Genomic DNA, 18,906 nt, shown 5'->3' on the forward strand with positions numbered 1-18,906 from the left:
ATGGCTTCAGGCCGCAACCAGCCGGCCGTGGTCCAGGCGGACGATCCGGTCCATCCGCGCTGCAAGCGTCCGGTTGTGGGTGGCAACGAGTGCTGCTGCGCCTTCGCCGCGCACCAAGTCGAGGAACGCCGCAAGCACGCGGTCGGCCGTGTCTTCATCGAGATTGCCAGTCGGCTCGTCAGCCAGCACGAGGACCGGCCGGTTGGCAAGCGCCCGGGCAACCGCCACCCGTTGCTGCTCTCCCCCGGAAAGCTGGCTTGGCCGATGCGTGAGCCGGCCGCCAAGCCCGAGCGCGACCAGAAGCTGCCGGGCGCGTGCCGCGGCACCGGCCCTGGGCGTGCCGGCCACGAGCTGCGGCAGCATCACATTCTCCTCGGCCGAGAAGTCGGGGAGCAAGTGGTGGAACTGGTAGACGAAGCCGAGCCGGTCGCGGCGCAGCGCCGTGCGGGCGGCATCATCGAGCCCGTCGGCCCGCCTGCCATCGAGCACGAGCTCGCCTCTCCAGCCACCCTCGAGGAGACCGGCGGCCTGCAGCAGCGTTGATTTCCCCGAGCCCGAGGGCCCGAGAAGGGCGACAATCTCGCCGCGCCGCACGCAAAGATCAACGCCCCTTAGCACCTCGATGGTCTCCCCGCCCTGGGAGAAGCTGCGGTGGAGTCCGCGGATGTCGAGTGCGGGTGCCGCCTCATTCATAGCGCAGCACGGTCACCGGGTCCGTCGAGGCCGCGCGCCACGCTGGATAGAGCGTTGCAAGGAAGGAGAGGCCGAGCGCCAACGCCACAATGCCGATGACTTCGAACGGGTCGGTCCGGCTCGGCAGTTCGGTGAGGTAACGAATCGAGGGGTCCCACAGCTCGATTCCCGTGAGCCTTGCCGCCCCCACCACGATCTCCTGGCGGAAATGGAGAATGAGAAACCCGAGCGTGAGCCCGAGAAGCACGCCAAGGCCGCCGATGAGCGTGCCGACACTCATGAAGATGCGCATCATCGCGCCCTTCGAAGCCCCCATTGTGCGCAGGATGGCGATATCGCGCGTCTTGGCCCGTACCAGCATGATGAGCGAGGAAAGGATGTTGAAGGTGGCAACAAGGATGATGATCGAGAGCACCCAGAACATGACCGTGCGCTCGACGACGAGGGCTTCGAACAGCGCCGAATTCATCTGCCGCCAGTCGAGCACGCGGCCGACCGGCGCCACCTCCGTGGCCAGCGGGGCGAGGATCCGGTCCACCCGGTCCGGATCGCGCGTCGTCACCTCGACAAGGCCAACCGCATCCCCCAGCCGCAGCAGGGTCTGGGCCTGGGAGATGGGCATCAGCACAAACGCCCGGTCGAAGTCGAACAGGCCGATCTCGAACAGCGCGACGACTTCATAGGCGACGATCCGCGGCACGCTCCCGAAGGGAGTCACCTGCCCGTCGGGGGAGACAAGGCTGACGGTATCGCCCACACGCACACCAAGATTCTCGGCAAGCCGAACGCCGATCGCAACTCGCGGCTCCGCATCCTCGAGGCGGTCGAGCGAGCCGGAGACGACATTGCCGGCAATCACCGGGTTGGCGCGGATGTCCTCGATTCGCATCCCGCGCACCAGCGCCCCTTCCACGCGGGACTTCGCTGTTGCCATGAGCGGCTGCTCGATGAGCGGGGTTGCAGAGACAACGCCCGGAGTGGCCCGAGCCCGGGCCATGACGGCCTGCCAATCCTCGAGCCGGCCGCCATAGCCCTGGACGACGGCATGGCCATTCAAGCCCTGCATGCGGTCGAACATCTCGGCCCGAAAGCCGTTCATGACGCTCATGACGGCAATCAGCGCAGCAACGCCAAGCGCAACGGCAATGAGCGAGATGGCGGCCACCAGGAAGATGAAACGCTCGCCCCGGCCGGGAAGCAAGTAGCGGCCAGCAATGAACCGTTCGGTGGGGGAGATCATGCAGCCTCAGTCTCGCGCGCCGTCAGCCAGCAATCCGCGCGATCGCCGCCTCGAGGCTGAGCTCCGCCTTCTCCCCCGTCGCGCGCCGCTTGAGTTCAACCGTGCCAGCCGCAAGCCCCTTGGGCCCGACCGTTACCACCCAGGGCAGGCCGACAAGATCCATGGTCGCGAACTTCTCGCCCGGCCGCGCTGGAGTGTCGTCATGGAGCACGCTCCGCCCGGCCACTGCCAGCTTTGCTTCCAGCGCCTCGCATGCCGCCATCACGGCTGCCTCGTCCGGACGCAGATTGACGAGGCCCACATCAAAGGGCGCGACCTGCTCGGGCCAGATGATCCCGGCTTCGTCATGGCTAGCTTCAATGATAGCGCCAGCCAGCCGCGACACGCCGATGCCGTAGCTGCCGCACAAGGGCGTCACCATCGCGCCATCGCGCCCCTGCACTTGCATGCCCATGGCAGCCGTATACTTGGTTCCGAAGAAGAAGATGTGCCCGACTTCAATCCCGCGCCGCCGCGCCAGCCGCTCCGGCGGCACTGGGCAGGCCGCAATCTTCGCATGCTCTTCCGCTTCCATCGCATAGAGGCGGCGGAGCTGCGCCGGGGCCTCCGGATCAGCGATGTCGACGGTATCGAGCGCGGAGTCGTAGAAGATCTCGCTCTCACCAGTTGACGCCAAGATATGGAACTCGTGCGAAAGATCGCCGCCGATCGGGCCCGATGGCGCCTTGACTGGCACAGCGCGCAGGCCAAGCGCCGCAAAGGTCCGCAAGTAAGCCGTAAACATGGCATCATAGCTCGCCCGGGCGCCATCCATGTCCATGTCAAAACTATAGGCATCCTTCATCAGGAATTCGCGGCCACGCATCACGCCAAACCGCGGCCGGACTTCGTCGCGAAACTTCCACTGGATATGGTAGAGCGTGCGCGGCATGTCGCGGTAGCTCTTCACGCAATCGCGGAAGATCGCAGTTACCATCTCCTCGTTGGTGGGGCCGTAGAGCATGTCGCGGCCGTGGCGGTCAGCGATCCGCAGCATTTCAGGCCCATAGGCATCATAGCGGCCCGACTCGCGCCACAGATCGGCAGGCTGGATTGTCGGCATCAGCATTTCGATGGCGCCGGCCCGGTCCTGCTCGCAGCGCACGATTGCCGCAATCCGGTCGAGCACACGAAGCCCCAGTGGCAGCCAGGCGTAGATGCCGGCGGCCGTCTGGCGGATCAACCCGGCCCGGAGCATGAGCTGGTGGGAGACGATCTCGGCCCCGGCCGGAGTCTCCTTCAAAACGGGCAGAAAATAGCGGGACAGGCGCTTGGAAAGGGGATGCATCGGGCCTCGGCGTGCTCAGGTGCGCGCCGGGTAGCGAAGCTGTGGCCCCCCCGCAACAGCACGCTGGCAATGCCGGGACAGGCGTGACGCTTTCATGACAGCGTGGCCAGCGGAGGCTATGGGCCTGGGTGGTACAGCCGACAAGGCCGGGCAACACGGCCAGGGTTCAGGGACCCAGCGGGGACCAGGCGGCGCCGGACCTCAGAGTCCGGCGCCGCATTCGCGTCACACAAGGCGGCTCTGCCGAACTGCAGCTGCAATGAAGCCAGCGAACAGCGGGTGGGGCGCAAACGGCTTTGACTTCAGCTCCGGGTGGAACTGGACCGCAACGAACCACGGGTGATCGGGCCGCTCGACGATCTCCGGCAGCCGGCCGTCGGGGGACATGCCGGTAAAGGCAAGACCGACATGTTCCAGGCGTTCACGGTAGGCAGTATTTACTTCGTAGCGATGCCGGTGCCGCTCGGAAATCTCGGTCGCACCATAAATGGCTGCGGCTTGGCTGTTGCCGGCGAGCACGGCAGGGTAGGCCCCCAGCCGCATGGTGCCGCCAAGATCGCCGCCAGCCGTGCGCTGTTGCAGCCCTTCGGGCGACATCCACTCGTGGATCATGCCGACCACTGGCTCGTCCGTTGCTCCAAACTCCGTCGAAGAGGCGGTGGCAATTCCGGCCAAGTTCCGCGCCGCTTCGACACAGGCCATCTGCATGCCAAAACAGATGCCAAGATAGGGGACCCGGCGCTCGCGCGCGAAGCGGATGGCGGCAATCTTGCCCTCAGCCCCGCGCTCGCCAAAGGCCCCCGGCACCAGGATCGCGTGCAGGGGCTCGAGCCGCTGGGCAATCTCGCTTTCATCCCCCTCAAACAGCTCGGCATCAATCCAGCGGATATCGACACGGACACGATTGGCGATACCGCCATGCACCAGAGCCTCGTTCAAGGACTTGTAGGCATCAGGAAGGCCAACATATTTGCCAACCACGCCCACCGTCACCGTGCCTTCCGGGTTCCTGAGGCGATCAACGATATCGACCCAGCGCGAGAGATCTGGCTCGCGCCCCGGCGGCAGGCCAAAGGCGTGGATGACCTGGGCGTCGAGCCCCTCGGCATGATATTGCAGCGGCACAGCATAGATAGAGGGGGCGTCAAGCGCGGGGATGACGGCCTCCTTTGGCACATTGCAGAAGAGCGCGATCTTGCGCCGCTCGCTCTCAGGCAAGGGATGCTCGCATCGGCACACCAGCACATCGGGCTGCACGCCCAGGGAGGCAAGCTCGCGCACCGAATGCTGGGTCGGCTTGGTCTTGAGCTCACCGGCTGCAGCAATGAACGGGACGAGGGTCACGTGGATGGACACACTCATCCCACGCCCCAGCTCGTTCCGGAGCTGGCGGACCGCCTCGATGAAGGGCAGCGATTCGATGTCCCCCACCGTTCCGCCGATCTCGCAGAGCACGAAATCAACGTCGGCGATATCGTCGGTTGCGAACGCCTTGATGGCATCCGTCACATGCGGGATCACCTGTACGGTTGCCCCCAAATAGTCGCCGCGCCGCTCGCGGGCGATGATCGACTGATAGATCCGGCCTGCAGTCACATTGTCCGAGCGGCGCGTCGGCACACCCGTGAAGCGCTCATAATGCCCGAGATCGAGGTCGGTCTCCGCACCGTCATCAGTCACATAGACCTCGCCATGCTGATAGGGGCTCATGGTGCCAGGATCGACATTCAAATAGGGGTCGAACTTGCGGATCCTGACCCGATAGCCACGCGCCTGGAGCAGCGCGCCAAGCGCTGCCGCCAGAAGCCCCTTGCCAAGCGAGGAGACCACGCCGCCGGTGATGAAGACAAACCGCGCCATGGGAGGAAAGCCCTAGCCGAGCCTCGCCTGGCTTGTCACCCGCGCACCGCCACTCGGGGCGGCACTTGTCCACAGCTACTTCTGGATCGGCGGAAGATCGGCCGGGAGCGCGGGGGTGGCCGGGGCTGCTGGTGCCTCGCTGGCCTTGGGCCGGGCGAGGCTGGTGTCGATCGGCTTGTCGGCGCGCGTGGCCCCGGCAAGGATTGCAAGGCCAAGAGAAGCAGCAATGAACAGGGTTGCAAGAACTGCAGTCGTGCGCGTGAGCAGGTCAGCGGCACCACGCGCAGACACCAGCCCACCCGCCGAGCCGCCGCCGGCAAGACCCCCGCCTTCCGAGCGCTGCATGAGGATAACGGCGACCAGCGCCAAGGCAAGCAACCCCTGCACCACAAGGAGGAAGGTCATCAGCATCGAAGTCGCACCTGATCTCCAGCGCGCTGCCAGCGCGCATGCCGCCCCAAATAAGGCCCACGGCCCATGGAAACAAGCAGGCTCACAAGCTGGCACCAAGTGCAGCCGCCTGTCGCTCCGCCTCGTCAGCCGCAGCCGCCAGCGCACCCGCCTTGGCTCGGCATTCTGCAGCCTCCGTCTCCGGCACAGAGTCGGCAACAATGCCGGCCCCTGCTGTTACGTGCATCATCCCGTCCTTCACGACTGCGGTCCTTAGCACGATGCAGCTGTCCATACTGCCATCCGCAGCGAAATAGCCGACACCGCCGGCATAGACTCCGCGCCGCTCGGGCTCGAGTTCGGCAATGATTTCCATGGCCCGGATCTTGGGCGCACCAGAGACCGTACCAGCGGGAAAGCCAGCGAGAAGTGCATCGATTGCATCGCGTCCATGGGCCAGCCGCCCCACGACGTTCGAGACGATGTGCATGACATGGCTGTATGTCTCCACTACAAAGTGCTCGGTAACGTTGACGCTGCCGCCCTCGGCCACTCGGCCGACATCGTTGCGGCCGAGATCAAGGAGCATCAGATGCTCGGCGCACTCCTTAGGGTCGGCGAGCAACTCGGCGCGCCGGGCAGCATCCTCGGCGGCATCCCGGCCGCGCGGGCGCGTTCCAGCAATCGGGCGGATGGTCACCTCGCCATCGCGCACCCTGACCAGGATCTCCGGGCTTGAGCCCGTAACTGCGAAGCCGGGAAGGTCCAGATGGTAGAGAAAGGGTGAGGGATTGACCCGTCGCAGCGCCCGGTAGAGGGCAAAAGGCGGAAGGGGGAATGGCCGCACAAAACGCTGCGCAAGCACCACCTGGAAGATATCGCCTGCCGCAATATAGGCCTTGGCCCTTGCCACCATCTCCCGGTAGCGCGCCTCCGGCAGGACCGGCGCAAGCGCTTGCCGGCTGGCTGCTTTTTCCACCCGGCTCAGCGGTTGGGCAAGCCCTTGACCAAGGCGGGCAGCAGCGGCTTCCAGTCGCGCGCCCGCTTCCGCTGCGGCCCTGTCCATGTCTCCACCCTCGTCCCAGACCGGCGCCAGCAAGTGAAGCTCGTCCATCAGCCGGTCGAAGACCAGGAGCAGGCCAGCGCGCACGAACAGCATGTCGGGAAGCCCGAGCGGGTCGGCACGCGGCTGCGGAAGCGTCTCCACGAGCCCCGCCGTCTCGTAGCCGAAATAGCCGGCCAAGAAGGGTGTTGCCGGCGGTGTCCCGGGCGGGAGATCCATGCTGAGGTCAGCGACAAGCGCCCGCAGCGCCGAGAGCGGGTCGCCCTCCACCGCGACGAACCCGCCCGGATCATGCCGCCACCTCCGGTTCACCCGCGCGCGTCGCCCGCGCACCTCGAACAGGAGATCGGGGTCAAGCCCGAGCATCGACCAGCGGCCGCGCGTCCGCCCGCCCTCGACGGACTCGAGCAGCCAGTCCCCGCGGTTGGGCTCAGCCAGCTTGAGCCAAGCCGAGACGGGGGTCTCGACATCGGCGGAAAGCCTGAGGGTGAGAAGCCGGTGACGCCGCCCGGTCGCCTCGCTCACGGCGCAGACGCAACATCGCCCGCGCCAGCAAGCCGGGCCTTTATGGCATCAATTGCCGCAGGGGTTCGCACCGCCCCCACCTCACGCTGCACGGCGCGCACAAATGTTTCGGCAAGCTCATTCGCTGTTGCCTGGGCGAGGCTCTGCCGCGTGAGCGTTGCCAGCTGTTCCGCCTCCTTGGGGTTGCCCCGCCGCAGCTCTTCGGTCCTCACCACATACCAGCCCTGCCCGCCCGGTGCTGGTGCAACCTCTGCCGTTCCCGCCGGGAGGCGGAGCAAAAGCAGAACCGGTTGCGGAATCGACTGGCCGGCCTGGGCCGCCTGCGCAAGTTCCAGGCGGCGGACCCGGATCTGCTGCGGCGGGGGCAGGCCGCGGGCCCGCGCGACCGCCGCGAGGTCCCCGCCGCGCCTGGCGATCTCATCGGCGATCGCCCGCGCCGCCGAAAGCCTTGCCTCGGCCATGTAGTTCGCAAGGACGCGCTCGCGGATGGCCTCGAGCGGAATTGTCGCCGGTGCGATCACGTCGGTCACCTCGAGCAGGAGGAAATTGCCCTTGCCGTCCTCGACCACTTGGGCGCCGTCGTCTGGCTCGACGGCAAAGGCCCGCGCCACGTTCGGTGCCTGGACAGAAACCAGGCGATTGCTGCTGTCCAGCACCCGCCCATCCGCCGTTGTCGGCGGCACCGCTGACAGGGTGAGCCCATAGGCGGCGGCCACATCGCCCAAGGGTTCTCCAGCCTCGAGCCGGTCCTCAATTGCTGCCACCCTTTCGGCGAGGAGCTGCTCGGCCCGTTCGGCCGCAAGTTTGGCGGCGATCGCATCGCGCACCTCAGCAAGTGGCCGAAGACTCGGCGGGATAACCCTCTCGACGAGCATGAGGTGCCAGCCGATCGGCCCCCGCACTGGCGCGGAGACAGCGCCTTGGGCAGCCGCAAAGGCCGCGCGCGCCACCTGCGGGTTGAGTTCTTGCGCAAGCTCGGCCTCGCTCCGGATCCCGAGTTCCGTATCCGCAGGGCCGAAGCCCGCTGCCTCGGCGGCAGTGGCGAAAGCCGTTCCTTGCGCCACTCGGCTTGCGAAGGCCTTTGCCTCCTCTTCAGAGGGCAGCACCACCTGCCGCAGTGCCCGCCGCTCGATCCCACCGAACTCGGCGGGATGGGTCCGCCAATATTCCTCAATCTCGGCAGAGGATGGCAATGCAGCGCGGGCGAAGTCAGCGCGCGTAATCAAGGCCTCGCGCCAGGCCCGGCGCTCGGGCACAGTCCAGGCGGCACGGTTGCGCGCAAAAAAGGCCTCCAATGCGGCCTTATCGGGCGGCGGCGGCTCTGGCACCAGCGTTGCTGGCACCTGCACAATGGTGCCACGCCGCTCCTCAAGAAGCAGCGTTGCGTAGGGCTCGACCAGCAGGTCGGGCACCGTGGTCCCGATGAGCACCGGCCGCAGCAACAGGCGCTGGGCGAAATTGGCAGCGATATCACGCCGCAGCATTTCTTCGCTCAAGCGCTGCTGCTGGAGAAACCGCCGGAACGCACTCTCGTCGAACTTGCCCGCGACCTGCAAGGCCGGGATGCTGGCGATTTCGCCATCGATAATCCGCTTGCTGATGGGAATCCCGCTCCGCTCCGCGAACTGGGCGAGGGCGCGCCCGACGAGGAGCTGCTCGAGCACCATGTCGATCCCACCCAAACGAACGAACTCGGGCATGGTGAGCGCCGGGTTCGACTCCCGCTCGCGCTCGAGGATCCGGTTGGCGGCATCGACAAGATCGGTCTCCCCAATGCCGGCTGCGCCCACCCGCGCGACTTCGGTTCCGCGCCCGCCCGCCGTCGGCGCCGTCGCCTGGCCATAGAAAAGGGTGACAACGAGAGCGAGGAGCGCAAGGCCCAGGATCGTCATTCCAACCCAGGAGCGTGTCGACCTGCGGATGGCGTCGAGCATTCCCGCCCTAACTCCTTCTTGTTGGCGGGCTCCTAGCGGCGGCGTACGGGCTTGGCTAGGGCGTGGTGGTGGCCGAGAGCGTAGCGCCCACAAGCGGAACACTTATTCTAACCCTTGGGCTGGACCGGAGAACCCAGGGGACGCTCGATGCGCTCCGGCGCGCGGCGTGGCCCGCTGGCCGGCCTGGCATACCCGCCCACCTCACCCTGCTGCGCCATCTGCCTGGGCCCCAAGCGCAAGTGATCTGCTCCGAGCTGCGGATGGAGGCACGCGGCCGGCAGCCCTTTGCGGTGCGCTTTCTTCCGCTGCGCGCCCGAGGCGATGCCCTGTTCCTCCCCGCCCGCAGCGAGACCCTGTGCGACCTCCACGCCGGCCTGGTTCACCGTCTCGCACCCTTGTTGCGGCCGCAGGATCGCGCTCCGCCCGACCTTCATGTGACGCTTGCTGCCGGCCTCCCCCCAGGCGCTGCCATGCGACTTGCCGCAACGCTTGGCCGAGCCGACGTGCCAGCGCGAGGAAGGGCCGAGGCGCTCCAGGTCTGGCGCATGGGCCCCCCATGGTCCCTGCCGTGGTCCTTGCTTGTGAGCCTTCGCCTCGGCCAGTAATGATTGCGGCCATGACCCTCTCCCCCCGTGCCGGCCGGAGCGCGATCCTGCTGGGTGTTGCCGCCGCTCTCCTTCTGACACCCGGCTGCGCCCGCAATCGCAACAAGGCTCCCGAGGCCGCCTATATCGCGCGCGACGCCGAAACGCTCTACACGCTTGCACGCACCACCCTCGAGCAGCGCAACTACAAGACGGCCGCGACCATGTTCGATGAAGTGGAGCGCCAGCATCCCTATTCGATCTGGGCGCGCCGGGCTCAGCTCATGTCGGCCTTCAGCCACTATGCCGCGCGGGACTATTCGGCAGCCATCCTCTCCGCCCAGCGCTTCCTCTCGCTCCATCCCGGCAATCGTGACGCGCCCTATGCGCATTACATCATCGCAATGAGCTATTATGAGCAAATCGCCGACGTCCAGCGTGACCAGCGGGTCACGCAACAGGCGAAGGACGCGATGAACGAACTCGTTCGTCGCTATCCCAACTCCGCCTATGCGGCCGATGCACGTCTGAAGCTTGATCTCATCAATGACCATCTTGCTGGCAAGGAAATGGAAATCGGCCGATTCTATGCGCGCAACCGGCACTGGATCGCCGCCTCGATCCGCTACCGCCGGGTCGTCGATGAGTTCGGCACGACAAGCCATGTGCCAGAAGCGCTGTTCCGGCTGGTGGAGGCCTATCTTGCGCTTGGCATTCCCGAAGAAGCGATGCGCTCGGCCGCCGTGCTCGGCGCCAATTTCCCCGGCTCGAAATGGTATGAGCGCAGCTACAGGCTAATGCAGCAACACGCGGGCTGACCTTGCTCGTCCAGCTGGCGATCCGCGATCTCGTCCTCATCGAGCGCGCGGTCCTCGAGCCCGGCCCGGGTCTGACTGTGCTGACCGGCGAAACCGGCGCAGGCAAGTCCATCCTCCTCGATGGCCTTGGCCTCGCGCTTGGTGACCGAGCGGACGCCACGCTGGTGCGCGCTGGCACCGCGCAGGCGAGCGTTGCTGCCAGCTTCATGCTTGCCCCCGGCCATCCGGCCCACGCGCTGCTCGCTGACAATGATGTCGAACCAGCAGAGCCGCTTGTCGTGCGCCGGGTGGTCCGCGCTGACGGCGGCAGCCGGGCCTATGTCAACGACACGCCAGTCTCAGCGGGCCTGCTGCGCCAGCTTGGCAGCCTTCTCGTCGAGGTCCATGGTCAGCATGACGAGCGGGGCCTGCTCGCTCCGCGCGGCCACCTCGACTTGCTCGACTCCTTCGCCGGCACCGATCGCAGCCGGGTCGCTGCTGCCTGGGCTCGGTTGCAGGACGCATGCCAGGTGCGCGATTCTGCCCGTGCTCGGCTCGAGCTCGACCGCGCCGAGCGCGAGTTCCTCGCCCACGCCCTCGATGAGCTGCGAAGACTCGACCCAAAGCCCGGCGAAGAGGCCGAACTCGCCGACCGGCGTCGGCGGATGCAGGAGGGCGCGCGCCTTGCCGAAGCACTCGATGCGCTCGACCGACAGATTTCCGGTCCAGAAGGTGCCCTTGCCCTGTTGCGGCAGGCAGCCCGCCGGCTCGAGCGCCTCGGCGACGCCGATCCTGCCCTTGCGGGGGCGGTTTCCAGCGTCGACCGGATGCTGGTCGAAGGCGACAGCCTCGAATCCGCGCTTGCTGCTGCCCGCCGGCGGTGGCTCATCTCGCCTGCCGATCTCGAAGCTGCCGAAGCACGCCTCTTCGATCTTCGCGCTGCCGCGCGCAAACATCGGGTCACGCCTGAAGAGCTCCCCGGCCTTGTCTCAACGCTTGCGCGTCGCCTTGACAGCATCGAAGCTGGCGAAGCCACCCTTGCTCGACTCGACTCTGAAGTGGCCGCCGCCAGTGCAGCCTTCGCGGAAGCCACAGCTGAACTTGCGATCGCCCGCGCTGCCGCTGCCGAGCAGCTGGACCGGGCCGTCAACGCCGAGCTTCCCGCCCTCAGGCTGGACTCGGCCCGGTTCCGAACTCGCCTCACCCCCGCTGAGCCTGGCGCAACCGGCACCGAGCGGGCCGAGTTCGAAGTGGAAACCAACCCCGGCTCCGGGTTCGGCGCCCTCACGCGGATCGCATCGGGCGGCGAACTCTCGCGCTTCGTCCTTGCGCTCAAGGTCGCACTCGCCAGGGCCGGCACCGCCGGCACGCTGGTGTTCGACGAGATCGACCGTGGCGTCGGTGGCGCAACAGCAAGCGCCATCGGCAGCCGGCTCGCGCGCGTGGCAGAGACTGCGCAAGTGCTCGTCGTCACCCATAGCCCGCAAGTTGCTGCCGCTGGTCGCGGCCATTTTCGCATCCACAAGGCCGATGGCCGAACCGGGGTCGCAGCGCTCGACCAAGCAGCACGAGTTGAGGAAATCGCTCGCATGCTCTCGGGCACCGAGATCACGGCCGAGGCCCGGATGCAGGCCGAGCGCCTCCTTGCGCACGCAGCCGCCCGGCCGTGACCGACAGGCGCCGCTCGTCACCGGCTGCGTTGCGAAACCGTGAACCCATCCTTGCCATTTTGCGTGAGGAGCTGCCCGCCCAAGGCCTGGTGCTCGAACTGGCGTCTGGCACTGGTGAGCATGTTGTCCACTTCGCTGCTGCCCTTCCCCACCTCGCGTTCCAGCCGAGTGACCTCTCGCCGGAAGCGCTCGCCTCGATTGCCGCGCATGCAAGCGCGGCTGGCCTCTCCAATGTTCTGCCGCCGCGCGCGCTTGACGCCGCTGACCCGGCAAGCTGGCCCGATGCCGCTGCCATTCTCGCCATCAACCTCGCCCACATCAGCCCCTGGCAGGTCACATGCAGCCTGCTTGCCGGCGCTGGCACCCGATTGGCCGGACACGCCCCCCTTCTTCTCTATGGCCCCTTCATCCGGCCCGACCGGCCGCTTGAACCCTCCAATGCCGCTTTCGACTGGGATCTGCGCGCCCGCAATCCCGCCTGGGGCCTGCGCCAACTGGCCGAGGTGGACGGCGAGGCCGCCCGGCACGGCCTGACACGGACCCGGCTGGTCGAGATGCCAGCCAACAATCTCTTCCTCGTCTATCGTCGGCTCAACGCAGCCGGAGCTCCATTCGCACCTTATCCCCTTCAGCCGTGAACCGGTCGTTGCGATCGAGGAACACACGGCTGGGGTCGACGTTGGGCTGCGCCAGCACGACGTCACGCACGGCCTTTGCCCGCGCTTCGCCCAGCGCCCGAAGTGCCTCGGCATCGGGCCGGAACAGGGGCAAAAGCTCGGACTGCATCTGCTTGATGCGCGCCAAGCGCCGCGCGTCTTTATCCCCCTGCTCGGCCTGCGCGAAGGCCGGCTTCCCCGGCATCCGCTTGCCATAGAGCTCACGCATGCGGTCATATTGGCGCTCGATTGAGAGATGCGCGAAGGCCATGCCAGCCTCGGCCTTGCGCCCGCCGGCCATCAGTGCCGCCTCGAGTGCCTGGGCTGCAAGCGCACGCGCATCGCTTTCAAGACCGGGCGATGCCGGGATGTCGAGCCGAAGTAGAGGGCGCTCGGCCAGGGCCTTGCCAAGTGCTGCAAGCGTCTCTTCCCCGCCCGCAGGAATTGCCGCCGAGCCGGGTGCGAACGCGAGGAGATGGGCATCTTCCCGCTCGGCAAACAAGCCGCCCAGCGCGCGGAAAGGTGCGGTCACCAGCTTGCCCAAGAACTGGCCGAGCGCCTTCCAAATGAGAGGCATGAGGCGGAAGGCGGGGTCATCGACCGTGCCTGAGACTGGCAACTCGATCGAAATGACGCCATGGCGGTCCTTGAGGATCGAGGTCGCCAACCGGACGGGCAAGCCCACCTTCTGCTGGCTTTCGGTCGCCTCGCCCCATTCCAGCTGGTCGATGACGATCCGGTGGTTGGCGGCAAGGGCGGCATTGACCACGCGATAGTCAAGCTCTGCCGAGAGCTTGCCCTTGGCGATCGCAAAGCCTGCGTAAGTGCCGGAATAGGGATTGAAGACTGGCAGATCGATGTTGCGGAATGCAAGCCGCATGTCGGTTGCTGCAGCATAGTCGAACAGGTTCATCCGGCCGCTGATCGTGACTGGCGAGAAGCGATCGACCACATGGCCGCGCAAGTCGATCTGTGCGACCTGATGCGGCCGGTTGCTCAAGCCAGAGACCGTGCCATGGACGGCCTGGACCTCGGCCCGGAAGTCTGGCTCCACCAGAAAGTCGGAGAAGACGAAAGTCCCGTTCTCGATCACAAGACGCTTGATGGTAAGCGGAAGATCGGGTTCAGCTGCGGGCCTTGCCCGCGCGCGGGCTTCGATGCGGGCCTGCTTTTCGGCCTCGGCGCGCGCCCGGGCTTCCCGCCGCTCGGCCCGTGTCAACCGCTTCTTGGGGGCCTGGCGCGCTGCAAGCCGCGCTTGCGCGTCAACCATCGTCGTCTCCTCATCGAGCAGGAACCCGTAATTGAGTTGACCATCGGAAAGCAGCGCAACCTGCCCAACCGGGCGCACCAGCCGCGCTTCGGCGACAGTCAGGCTGCGGCCGTCATAGCCGATGCCAGACATGCGAAGGTGCGCAAAGCGCAGAAGATCGCTGTTCCGCACCAGCTCGCGCAACCGGAACCCATCGACGTCGAGGGCACCTGCAAAGCCGATTTCGGGCTGACCGCGCGCCACGGCATAGCGCAGGCGGCCATCGATTCCGAGCGTCCCTGACATGAGCTCAAGCGCGGGGAAATCAGGCAGATAGGGAAGCGCCGCAGCGAGCGGCAGGGCCGTCAGCCGGACGGCAAGATCTGCGCGGCTGCCATCGGCTGAAATCGTTCCTGCCAGCCGCCACGGCCGGCCGTTGAGCCCGCCGGAGGCCTCGAGCGCGAGCGGCTTCGTCCCATCCGAGCGGAAGCCAGTGACCCGCGCCGAAACCGGTTCCAGCCGATAGCGGCCAGGCCGCGCGGTCGAGCGCTCGTCGAACCTCACGCGGGCGTCTGCAAACTCGATCTGCGCGATTGCAACCGGCGGTCCGTCTCCGGCTGGCACTGCGGCGGGGAGCATGCGAAGCAGCCGGATCGCGCCGCCGGGTTCCCGCACCACGTCAAGGTTGAGGCCTTCGACCCGGAGCCTGCCTCCGGAAATCTCGCCTCTGGCGCTGCTGCGAACATCGGCGAGGCGGACCGCGCCGATCTGCACCCTCTCACCTTCTGCTGGCCCAAGGCCTTCAACAAGGAGGCCGACTGCTGATGCCGCGGGCACGTCGAGCCGCCAATCAAGGCCCTCTCGGGGCTGCTGCGCAAGTCGCAGGTGGCCGGCATCGATCCGGACCGATGCGACCTTCACGGCGGCATTGAGCATGTCGGGGCGTGCGAGGAGATCAAGGTCTCGCAGCTCCGCCTTCGGCTGCATGAGGTCGGCCTCGAGCCGCCCACCCGTGAAGGCTATCCGATAGGGCAGCGTCAGATCTACCCGGCCGCCCCGGATCTTCGCTGGCAACCTGGTGCCAAGAAAGAGTCCGGCCCGGCCGGCATCCAGGCCCTTCACGACAATCGCGCCAGTGGATGCCAGTGGCTCCAGGATGAGTGAACCTGTCCAGCCCAACGCTTCCCCAGCAGGCGTCGTCCCCTTGAGGCGGAACCGCCCGCCCGCATCTTGCGTCGTGTGAAGATCAGAAAGTGCGAACTCGAGCGGAAAGACCCGGAGCTCAGGGGCTGCTTGCTGCCGCCCGTCCCTGAAGCTTATCTGCCCACCTTGCACCTGCAGGTCGGCGATCAACACCGAAGGCGTCGGCTCGCCGTCGTCCGGTGGCACCAGGCGGGCGAGATTGAGTCTGCCGCCGGAGTCGAGCTCGGCGTCAATTCGCGGCGCCTCCACGCGCACTTCATCGAGCCGCAGCGAACTGCTGAGAAGCGATCGCCACGAAAGATCGACCCGGGCTTTTCTTGTCGACACCATTGGCGCGCCGGCAGGCAAAGCCAGATCCTCAAGCTCGAGTGCCAAGCGCAGCGGATCAACGCGCACCGCGCCAATGGCAAGCTCAAGGCCGAGTTTCTCCCGAGTCCAGGCCTGCGCTTGGCTGCGTACCAGAGCCGGCAACATCGCCTGCGCCACCCAGAAGAGCCCAAGCAGCAGCAGGAGTGCCGCCGGTGCCAGGATCCACCACCGCCGTGCCAAGCTCGCCATCTTTTACCCCGTCCTTCCCGACGCTATTGGGAAATGTCGGAAGGCGAGCGTCAAGTGGCGACTGTGCTTGCAAAATCGTGTCAGAGGGCTAGCGTGACCCTCGGGAAGGAGAGACCATGCGAAACACCAGCCTTGCAATTCTGCTTGCCCTTGTGGGCGCGTCCGCAGCCGCCAACGAGGCCACCATCTATCGCGACCGGGGCTTCTCTGGCCCTGCAATGGCGGCCCGCGACGCGAAGCCTGATCTCAGGCTGGCCTGGCCAGTCAATTCGGTCCGGATCGTCTCTGGCACCTGGGAACTCTGCCCAGAGCGCGGCTATCGCGGCCGGTGCATCACGGTCAATCGGTCGAGCCCCAATCTCGCGGCGTCGCACGGCTGGAGCGGCCAAGTCGGCTCCATGCGCCCCTTGGGCGGCAGTGGCTGGGGCGGCAGTGGTGGCAGCGGTGGCAGTGGCTGGGGCGGCAGTGGCGGCAGCGGCGGCAGTGGCTGGGGCGGCAGTGGCGGCAGCGGTGGAGGCCTTATGCCATCCGACAACCGCAGCCTGCGTGGCTCGGCATCCGAGTATTTCCCCAGCCCGGCAAATCGTGGCTATCGGGTCGAGGCCTGCCCTGGCAGCTCCGTCACCTTCCAGTGTGCACAGCGGAACGCTGATAATTTCTGCCGCGGCAGTGGCTGGAACCGGGCTGCCCACCAGCGGCCGGAAACCATCCGCGGCCGGGTCTACCTCGCCGACGTGCTCTGCGTGAGCGGCTGAGCCTGTGGGTCTGGCCTGTGGGTCGCAGCGAAATGGCGGGCGATCTCGCCTCGGGTTGCGATCCACACGCCGGGCTTCGCTGTCACATGGCGCAAAAATTCCTCCAGCGCCCAGATCCGGCCTGGCCTGCCGATAATCCGCAAGTGGAGCCCGAGGCTCATCATTTTGGGCGCCCCGGCCTCGCCCTCGCGCAGCAGCTGGTCGAAACTGTGGCGGGCATAGGCCAGCCATGCGTCAGGTGAATAGGCCGGATCGGTCCACATCTTCATGTCGTTGGTATCGAGCGCATAGGGCATGATGACGATCGGCCGCCCTGGCACCGTCTCCCGATCCCAGAAGGGGATGTCTCCGGAATAGTCGTCCATATGGTAGCTGAAGCCTTCCTCGATGAGGAGGCGGCGAGTGGCAGGCGTCAGGAGATAGCGGGAAAGCCAGCCCGAGGGCCGCGTGCCCGTCCTTTTCTCGATGCTATCAGCAGCGCGGCGGATGAAGGCGCGCTCTGTCTCCTCGTCCATCCGGAACTGATGCACCCAACGCCAGCCATGCGCGACCGGCTCATGGCCAAGCGCGCAGATGGCCGCGGCAAGCTCCGGATAAGTCTCGAGGCTCATGGCGGCGACTGTCCATGAAGCCGCCACCCGATAGCGCCGTAGCAACTCGACCACGCGCGGAGCACCTGCCTTGATCCCGTAGAGATAGTTGGACTCGTTCCCAAAATTGCGGATGGGGGCCTTCACGAATACGCCGAGCTCGTCGACTGGCTCCATGCCCTTGTCGCCTCGGGCGATGGTCATTTCCGAGCCTTCCTCGACATTGACCACGATCGAGAGCGCCACCTTCGCGCCCCCCGGCCAGTCCATCCGTTCCTGCTCCATGGAGCCCCTCCTTCGCGTGCGCGCCGCCCCTTGGCATATCGGCCCCGAAGGCTCTAGGCGCTCTGGCACGATGCTGCCACGCCCCGCGCGCCTGCTTGGATGGTCTGGCCTGCTGCCCGCTGCTGCTGCCCTTGCTGCCGTGCTGTTCGCCCCCCAGCCCCTGCCCGAATTCGCGTTTCGCGCCGGCGCCCTCTATTCCGGCCTCATCCTCTCCTTTCTCGGCGGCGCCTGGTGGGGCCTTGCTACCCGCGCCGGGCCAGAGCGCGCCTGGCCGCTCTATCTTGTGGCCGTGATCCCAAGCCTTGCCGCGCTCGCCCTCCTCATTGTTCTCAACCCGGCACGCCTCATCCTGCTTGGGCTCCTTATCATGGCAACGCTCCTCGTTGACCGCGCCCTCGTGCGGATCGAAGTTACACCTCCCGGCTGGATGGCGCTTCGCGTGCCGCTGTCGCTGGCGCTTGGCTTGCTCACCATCGCGCTTGGCATCACAGCGATGCTCCCCGGCGGCACCCCGGCATGAGCCTCCCGCTTGCCACGCTTTCGGGCCGCACGGCCGTCGTGCTGCTCTCCGGCGGGCTCGACAGCAGCACCTGCCTTGCCATGGCAAGCCGTGCCGGCGCCCGGCTGCTCGCACTCACCATCGACTATAACCAGCGCCACCGGATCGAGCTGGAAGCAGCCCGCCGCCTTGCCGAAGCCTTTGGCGTGGCCCGCCATGTCTGCATCGCTCTTGATCTTCGAAGCTTCGGCGGCTCAGCGCTTACCGCCGATATTCCGGTTCCAAAGACAGGCCTGCAGCCCGGAATCCCCATCACCTATGTGCCTGCGCGCAACACCGTCTTCCTGTCCGTCGCGCTCGCCTTCGCCGAGGCAGAGGGGGCGACCGACATCGTCATCGGCGTCAACGCGCTCGACTATTCCGGCTACCCCGACTGCCGCCCCGAGTTCATCGAGGCCTTTGAGGGGCTCGCCAACCTCGCCACCCGCGCCGGAATCGAGGGCCAAGCCCGCTTCCGGGTCCACACCCCCCTCCTCCACTTGACCAAGGCCGGCATCGTCCGCGCCGCCCACGAAGCCGGCCTCGATCCTGCCCTCACTTGGTCCTGCTACGACCCCACTCCCCAGGGCCTCCACTGTGGCCGCTGCGACAGCTGCCGGCTGCGCCAGAAGGGCTTCGCCGAAGCCGCCCTCCCCGATCCCACGGTCTACGCATGTACGCCGTGAAGGAACTCTATGTGACGCTCCAGGGGGAGGGCGCGCAAACGGGCATGCGCGCCGTCTTCTGCCGCTTTGCCGGCTGCAACCTCTGGTCCGGCCGCGAGGCGGACCGGGCCAGCGCCACCTGCCGCTTCTGCGACACCGATTTCGTCGGCACCGACGGCCCCGGCGGCGGCAGGTTCGCGGACACGCACGCCCTCGCCGAGGCCATCGCTGCCACCTGGGGCCCGGAACCTGCCCATCGCCTCGTCGTCATGACCGGCGGCGAGCCGCTCCTCCAGCTCGACACGCCCCTCATCGCCGCCCTCC

Annotated in this window: 16 protein-coding genes and 1 pseudogene; 8 read left to right on the forward strand and 9 right to left on the reverse strand. The window is 66.8% G+C overall.

Features of this window, described 5'->3' with window-relative positions:
• Positions 1–6 precede the first annotated feature (6 nt).
• The 7 genes from ACWIQA_RS05280 to ACWIQA_RS05310 form a co-directional block, all read right to left on the reverse strand.
• Positions 7–693: an ABC transporter ATP-binding protein gene (locus ACWIQA_RS05280; RefSeq protein WP_448582023.1), complete on the reverse strand. Its 687-nt coding sequence runs from the start codon at positions 691–693 to the stop codon at positions 7–9.
• Complete coding sequence (locus ACWIQA_RS05285) at positions 686–1,933, reverse strand: lipoprotein-releasing ABC transporter permease subunit (protein WP_448582024.1); 1,248 nt, start codon at positions 1,931–1,933, stop codon at positions 686–688. The genes ACWIQA_RS05280 and ACWIQA_RS05285 overlap by 8 nt, the downstream gene beginning before the upstream one ends.
• A 22-nt stretch (positions 1,934–1,955) precedes the next feature.
• Entirely contained in the window at positions 1,956–3,260 is a 1,305-nt protein-coding gene (gene proS, locus ACWIQA_RS05290) for a proline--tRNA ligase (protein ID WP_448582025.1), read from the reverse strand.
• Between the two features lie 225 nt (positions 3,261–3,485).
• Positions 3,486–5,120 carry a CTP synthase gene (locus ACWIQA_RS05295; RefSeq protein ID WP_448582026.1) on the reverse strand — a complete coding sequence of 545 codons (1,635 nt, stop codon included), beginning with the start codon at positions 5,118–5,120 and terminating at the stop codon, positions 3,486–3,488.
• A 75-nt stretch (positions 5,121–5,195) separates the two neighbouring features.
• The gene (gene secG / locus ACWIQA_RS05300; RefSeq protein ID WP_448582027.1) at positions 5,196–5,531 is read right to left on the reverse strand and encodes a preprotein translocase subunit SecG; all 336 of its coding nucleotides are present in this window, start codon (positions 5,529–5,531) and stop codon (positions 5,196–5,198) included.
• Positions 5,532–5,613: 82 nt separating this feature from the next.
• Positions 5,614–7,098, reverse strand: a complete 1,485-nt coding sequence (locus ACWIQA_RS05305) for an anthranilate synthase component I family protein (RefSeq protein WP_448582028.1) — start codon at positions 7,096–7,098, stop codon at positions 5,614–5,616.
• Entirely contained in the window at positions 7,095–9,032 is a 1,938-nt protein-coding gene (locus tag ACWIQA_RS05310; RefSeq protein WP_448582029.1) for a SurA N-terminal domain-containing protein, read from the reverse strand. The genes ACWIQA_RS05305 and ACWIQA_RS05310 overlap by 4 nt, the downstream gene beginning before the upstream one ends.
• A gap of 68 nt (positions 9,033–9,100) precedes the next feature.
• Between ACWIQA_RS05310 and ACWIQA_RS05315 the strand changes: the two genes are divergently transcribed.
• Genes ACWIQA_RS05315 through ACWIQA_RS05330 form a run of 4 tightly spaced genes read left to right on the forward strand, consistent with a single transcriptional unit; the run spans position 9,101 to position 12,721 of the window.
• On the forward strand, positions 9,101–9,637 hold the full coding sequence (locus ACWIQA_RS05315; RefSeq protein WP_448582030.1) for a 2'-5' RNA ligase family protein: 537 nt from the start codon (positions 9,101–9,103) through the stop codon (positions 9,635–9,637).
• Positions 9,638–9,648: 11 nt separating this feature from the next.
• Positions 9,649–10,434 carry an outer membrane protein assembly factor BamD gene (locus ACWIQA_RS05320; RefSeq protein ID WP_448582031.1) on the forward strand — a complete coding sequence of 262 codons (786 nt, stop codon included), beginning with the start codon at positions 9,649–9,651 and terminating at the stop codon, positions 10,432–10,434.
• A 2-nt stretch (positions 10,435–10,436) separates the two neighbouring features.
• The gene (locus tag ACWIQA_RS05325) at positions 10,437–12,083 is read left to right on the forward strand and encodes a DNA repair protein RecN (RefSeq protein ID WP_448582032.1); all 1,647 of its coding nucleotides are present in this window, start codon (positions 10,437–10,439) and stop codon (positions 12,081–12,083) included.
• Positions 12,080–12,721: a DUF938 domain-containing protein gene (locus ACWIQA_RS05330; protein ID WP_448582033.1), complete on the forward strand. Its 642-nt coding sequence runs from the start codon at positions 12,080–12,082 to the stop codon at positions 12,719–12,721. The genes ACWIQA_RS05325 and ACWIQA_RS05330 overlap by 4 nt, the downstream gene beginning before the upstream one ends.
• Here ACWIQA_RS05330 and ACWIQA_RS05335 read toward each other — a convergent pair.
• Positions 12,675–15,749, reverse strand: coding sequence for a DUF748 domain-containing protein (locus ACWIQA_RS05335; protein WP_448582034.1), 3,075 nt, complete (start codon positions 15,747–15,749; stop codon positions 12,675–12,677). The genes ACWIQA_RS05330 and ACWIQA_RS05335 overlap by 47 nt on opposite strands.
• 116 nt (positions 15,750–15,865) lie before the next feature.
• Between ACWIQA_RS05335 and ACWIQA_RS05340 the strand changes: the two genes are divergently transcribed.
• Positions 15,866–16,504, forward strand: coding sequence for a beta/gamma crystallin-related protein (locus tag ACWIQA_RS05340; protein WP_448582035.1), 639 nt, complete (start codon positions 15,866–15,868; stop codon positions 16,502–16,504).
• Here ACWIQA_RS05340 and ACWIQA_RS05345 read toward each other — a convergent pair.
• On the reverse strand, positions 16,471–17,379 hold the full coding sequence (locus tag ACWIQA_RS05345) for a polysaccharide deacetylase family protein (RefSeq protein ID WP_448582036.1): 909 nt from the start codon (positions 17,377–17,379) through the stop codon (positions 16,471–16,473). The genes ACWIQA_RS05340 and ACWIQA_RS05345 overlap by 34 nt on opposite strands.
• 70 nt (positions 17,380–17,449) lie before the next feature.
• Between ACWIQA_RS05345 and ACWIQA_RS05350 the strand changes: the two genes are divergently transcribed.
• The 3 genes and pseudogenes from ACWIQA_RS05350 to ACWIQA_RS05360 form a co-directional block, all read left to right on the forward strand.
• The gene (locus ACWIQA_RS05350; RefSeq protein ID WP_448582037.1) at positions 17,450–17,899 is read left to right on the forward strand and encodes a DUF3429 domain-containing protein; all 450 of its coding nucleotides are present in this window, start codon (positions 17,450–17,452) and stop codon (positions 17,897–17,899) included.
• Complete coding sequence (gene queC, locus ACWIQA_RS05355) at positions 17,896–18,603, forward strand: 7-cyano-7-deazaguanine synthase QueC (protein WP_448582038.1); 708 nt, start codon at positions 17,896–17,898, stop codon at positions 18,601–18,603. The genes ACWIQA_RS05350 and queC overlap by 4 nt, the downstream gene beginning before the upstream one ends.
• A pseudogene (locus ACWIQA_RS05360) lies at positions 18,591–18,906 on the forward strand (7-carboxy-7-deazaguanine synthase); the annotation flags it as partial. The gene queC and the pseudogene ACWIQA_RS05360, both read left to right, overlap by 13 nt.

Source organism: Thermaurantiacus sp., assembly GCF_053487655.1.

Bases quoted from the DNA above. Each gene is read 5' to 3' on its own strand.
- ACWIQA_RS05285 (WP_448582024.1), bottom strand. From the start codon at position 1,933: ATGATCTCCCCCACCGAACGGTTCATTGCTGGCCGCTACTTGCTTCCC.
- ACWIQA_RS05345 (WP_448582036.1), bottom strand. From the start codon at position 17,379: ATGGAGCAGGAACGGATGGACTGGCCGGGGGGCGCGAAGGTGGCGCTC.
- ACWIQA_RS05295 (WP_448582026.1), bottom strand. From the start codon at position 5,120: ATGGCGCGGTTTGTCTTCATCACCGGCGGCGTGGTCTCCTCGCTTGGC.
- ACWIQA_RS05310 (WP_448582029.1), bottom strand. From the start codon at position 9,032: ATGCTCGACGCCATCCGCAGGTCGACACGCTCCTGGGTTGGAATGACG.
- queC (WP_448582038.1), top strand. From the start codon at position 17,896: ATGAGCCTCCCGCTTGCCACGCTTTCGGGCCGCACGGCCGTCGTGCTG.
- secG (WP_448582027.1), bottom strand. From the start codon at position 5,531: ATGCTGATGACCTTCCTCCTTGTGGTGCAGGGGTTGCTTGCCTTGGCG.
- ACWIQA_RS05280 (WP_448582023.1), bottom strand. From the start codon at position 693: ATGAATGAGGCGGCACCCGCACTCGACATCCGCGGACTCCACCGCAGC.
- ACWIQA_RS05320 (WP_448582031.1), top strand. From the start codon at position 9,649: ATGACCCTCTCCCCCCGTGCCGGCCGGAGCGCGATCCTGCTGGGTGTT.
- proS (WP_448582025.1), bottom strand. From the start codon at position 3,260: ATGCATCCCCTTTCCAAGCGCCTGTCCCGCTATTTTCTGCCCGTTTTG.
- ACWIQA_RS05350 (WP_448582037.1), top strand. From the start codon at position 17,450: ATGCTGCCACGCCCCGCGCGCCTGCTTGGATGGTCTGGCCTGCTGCCC.
- ACWIQA_RS05340 (WP_448582035.1), top strand. From the start codon at position 15,866: ATGCGAAACACCAGCCTTGCAATTCTGCTTGCCCTTGTGGGCGCGTCC.
- ACWIQA_RS05335 (WP_448582034.1), bottom strand. From the start codon at position 15,749: ATGGCGAGCTTGGCACGGCGGTGGTGGATCCTGGCACCGGCGGCACTC.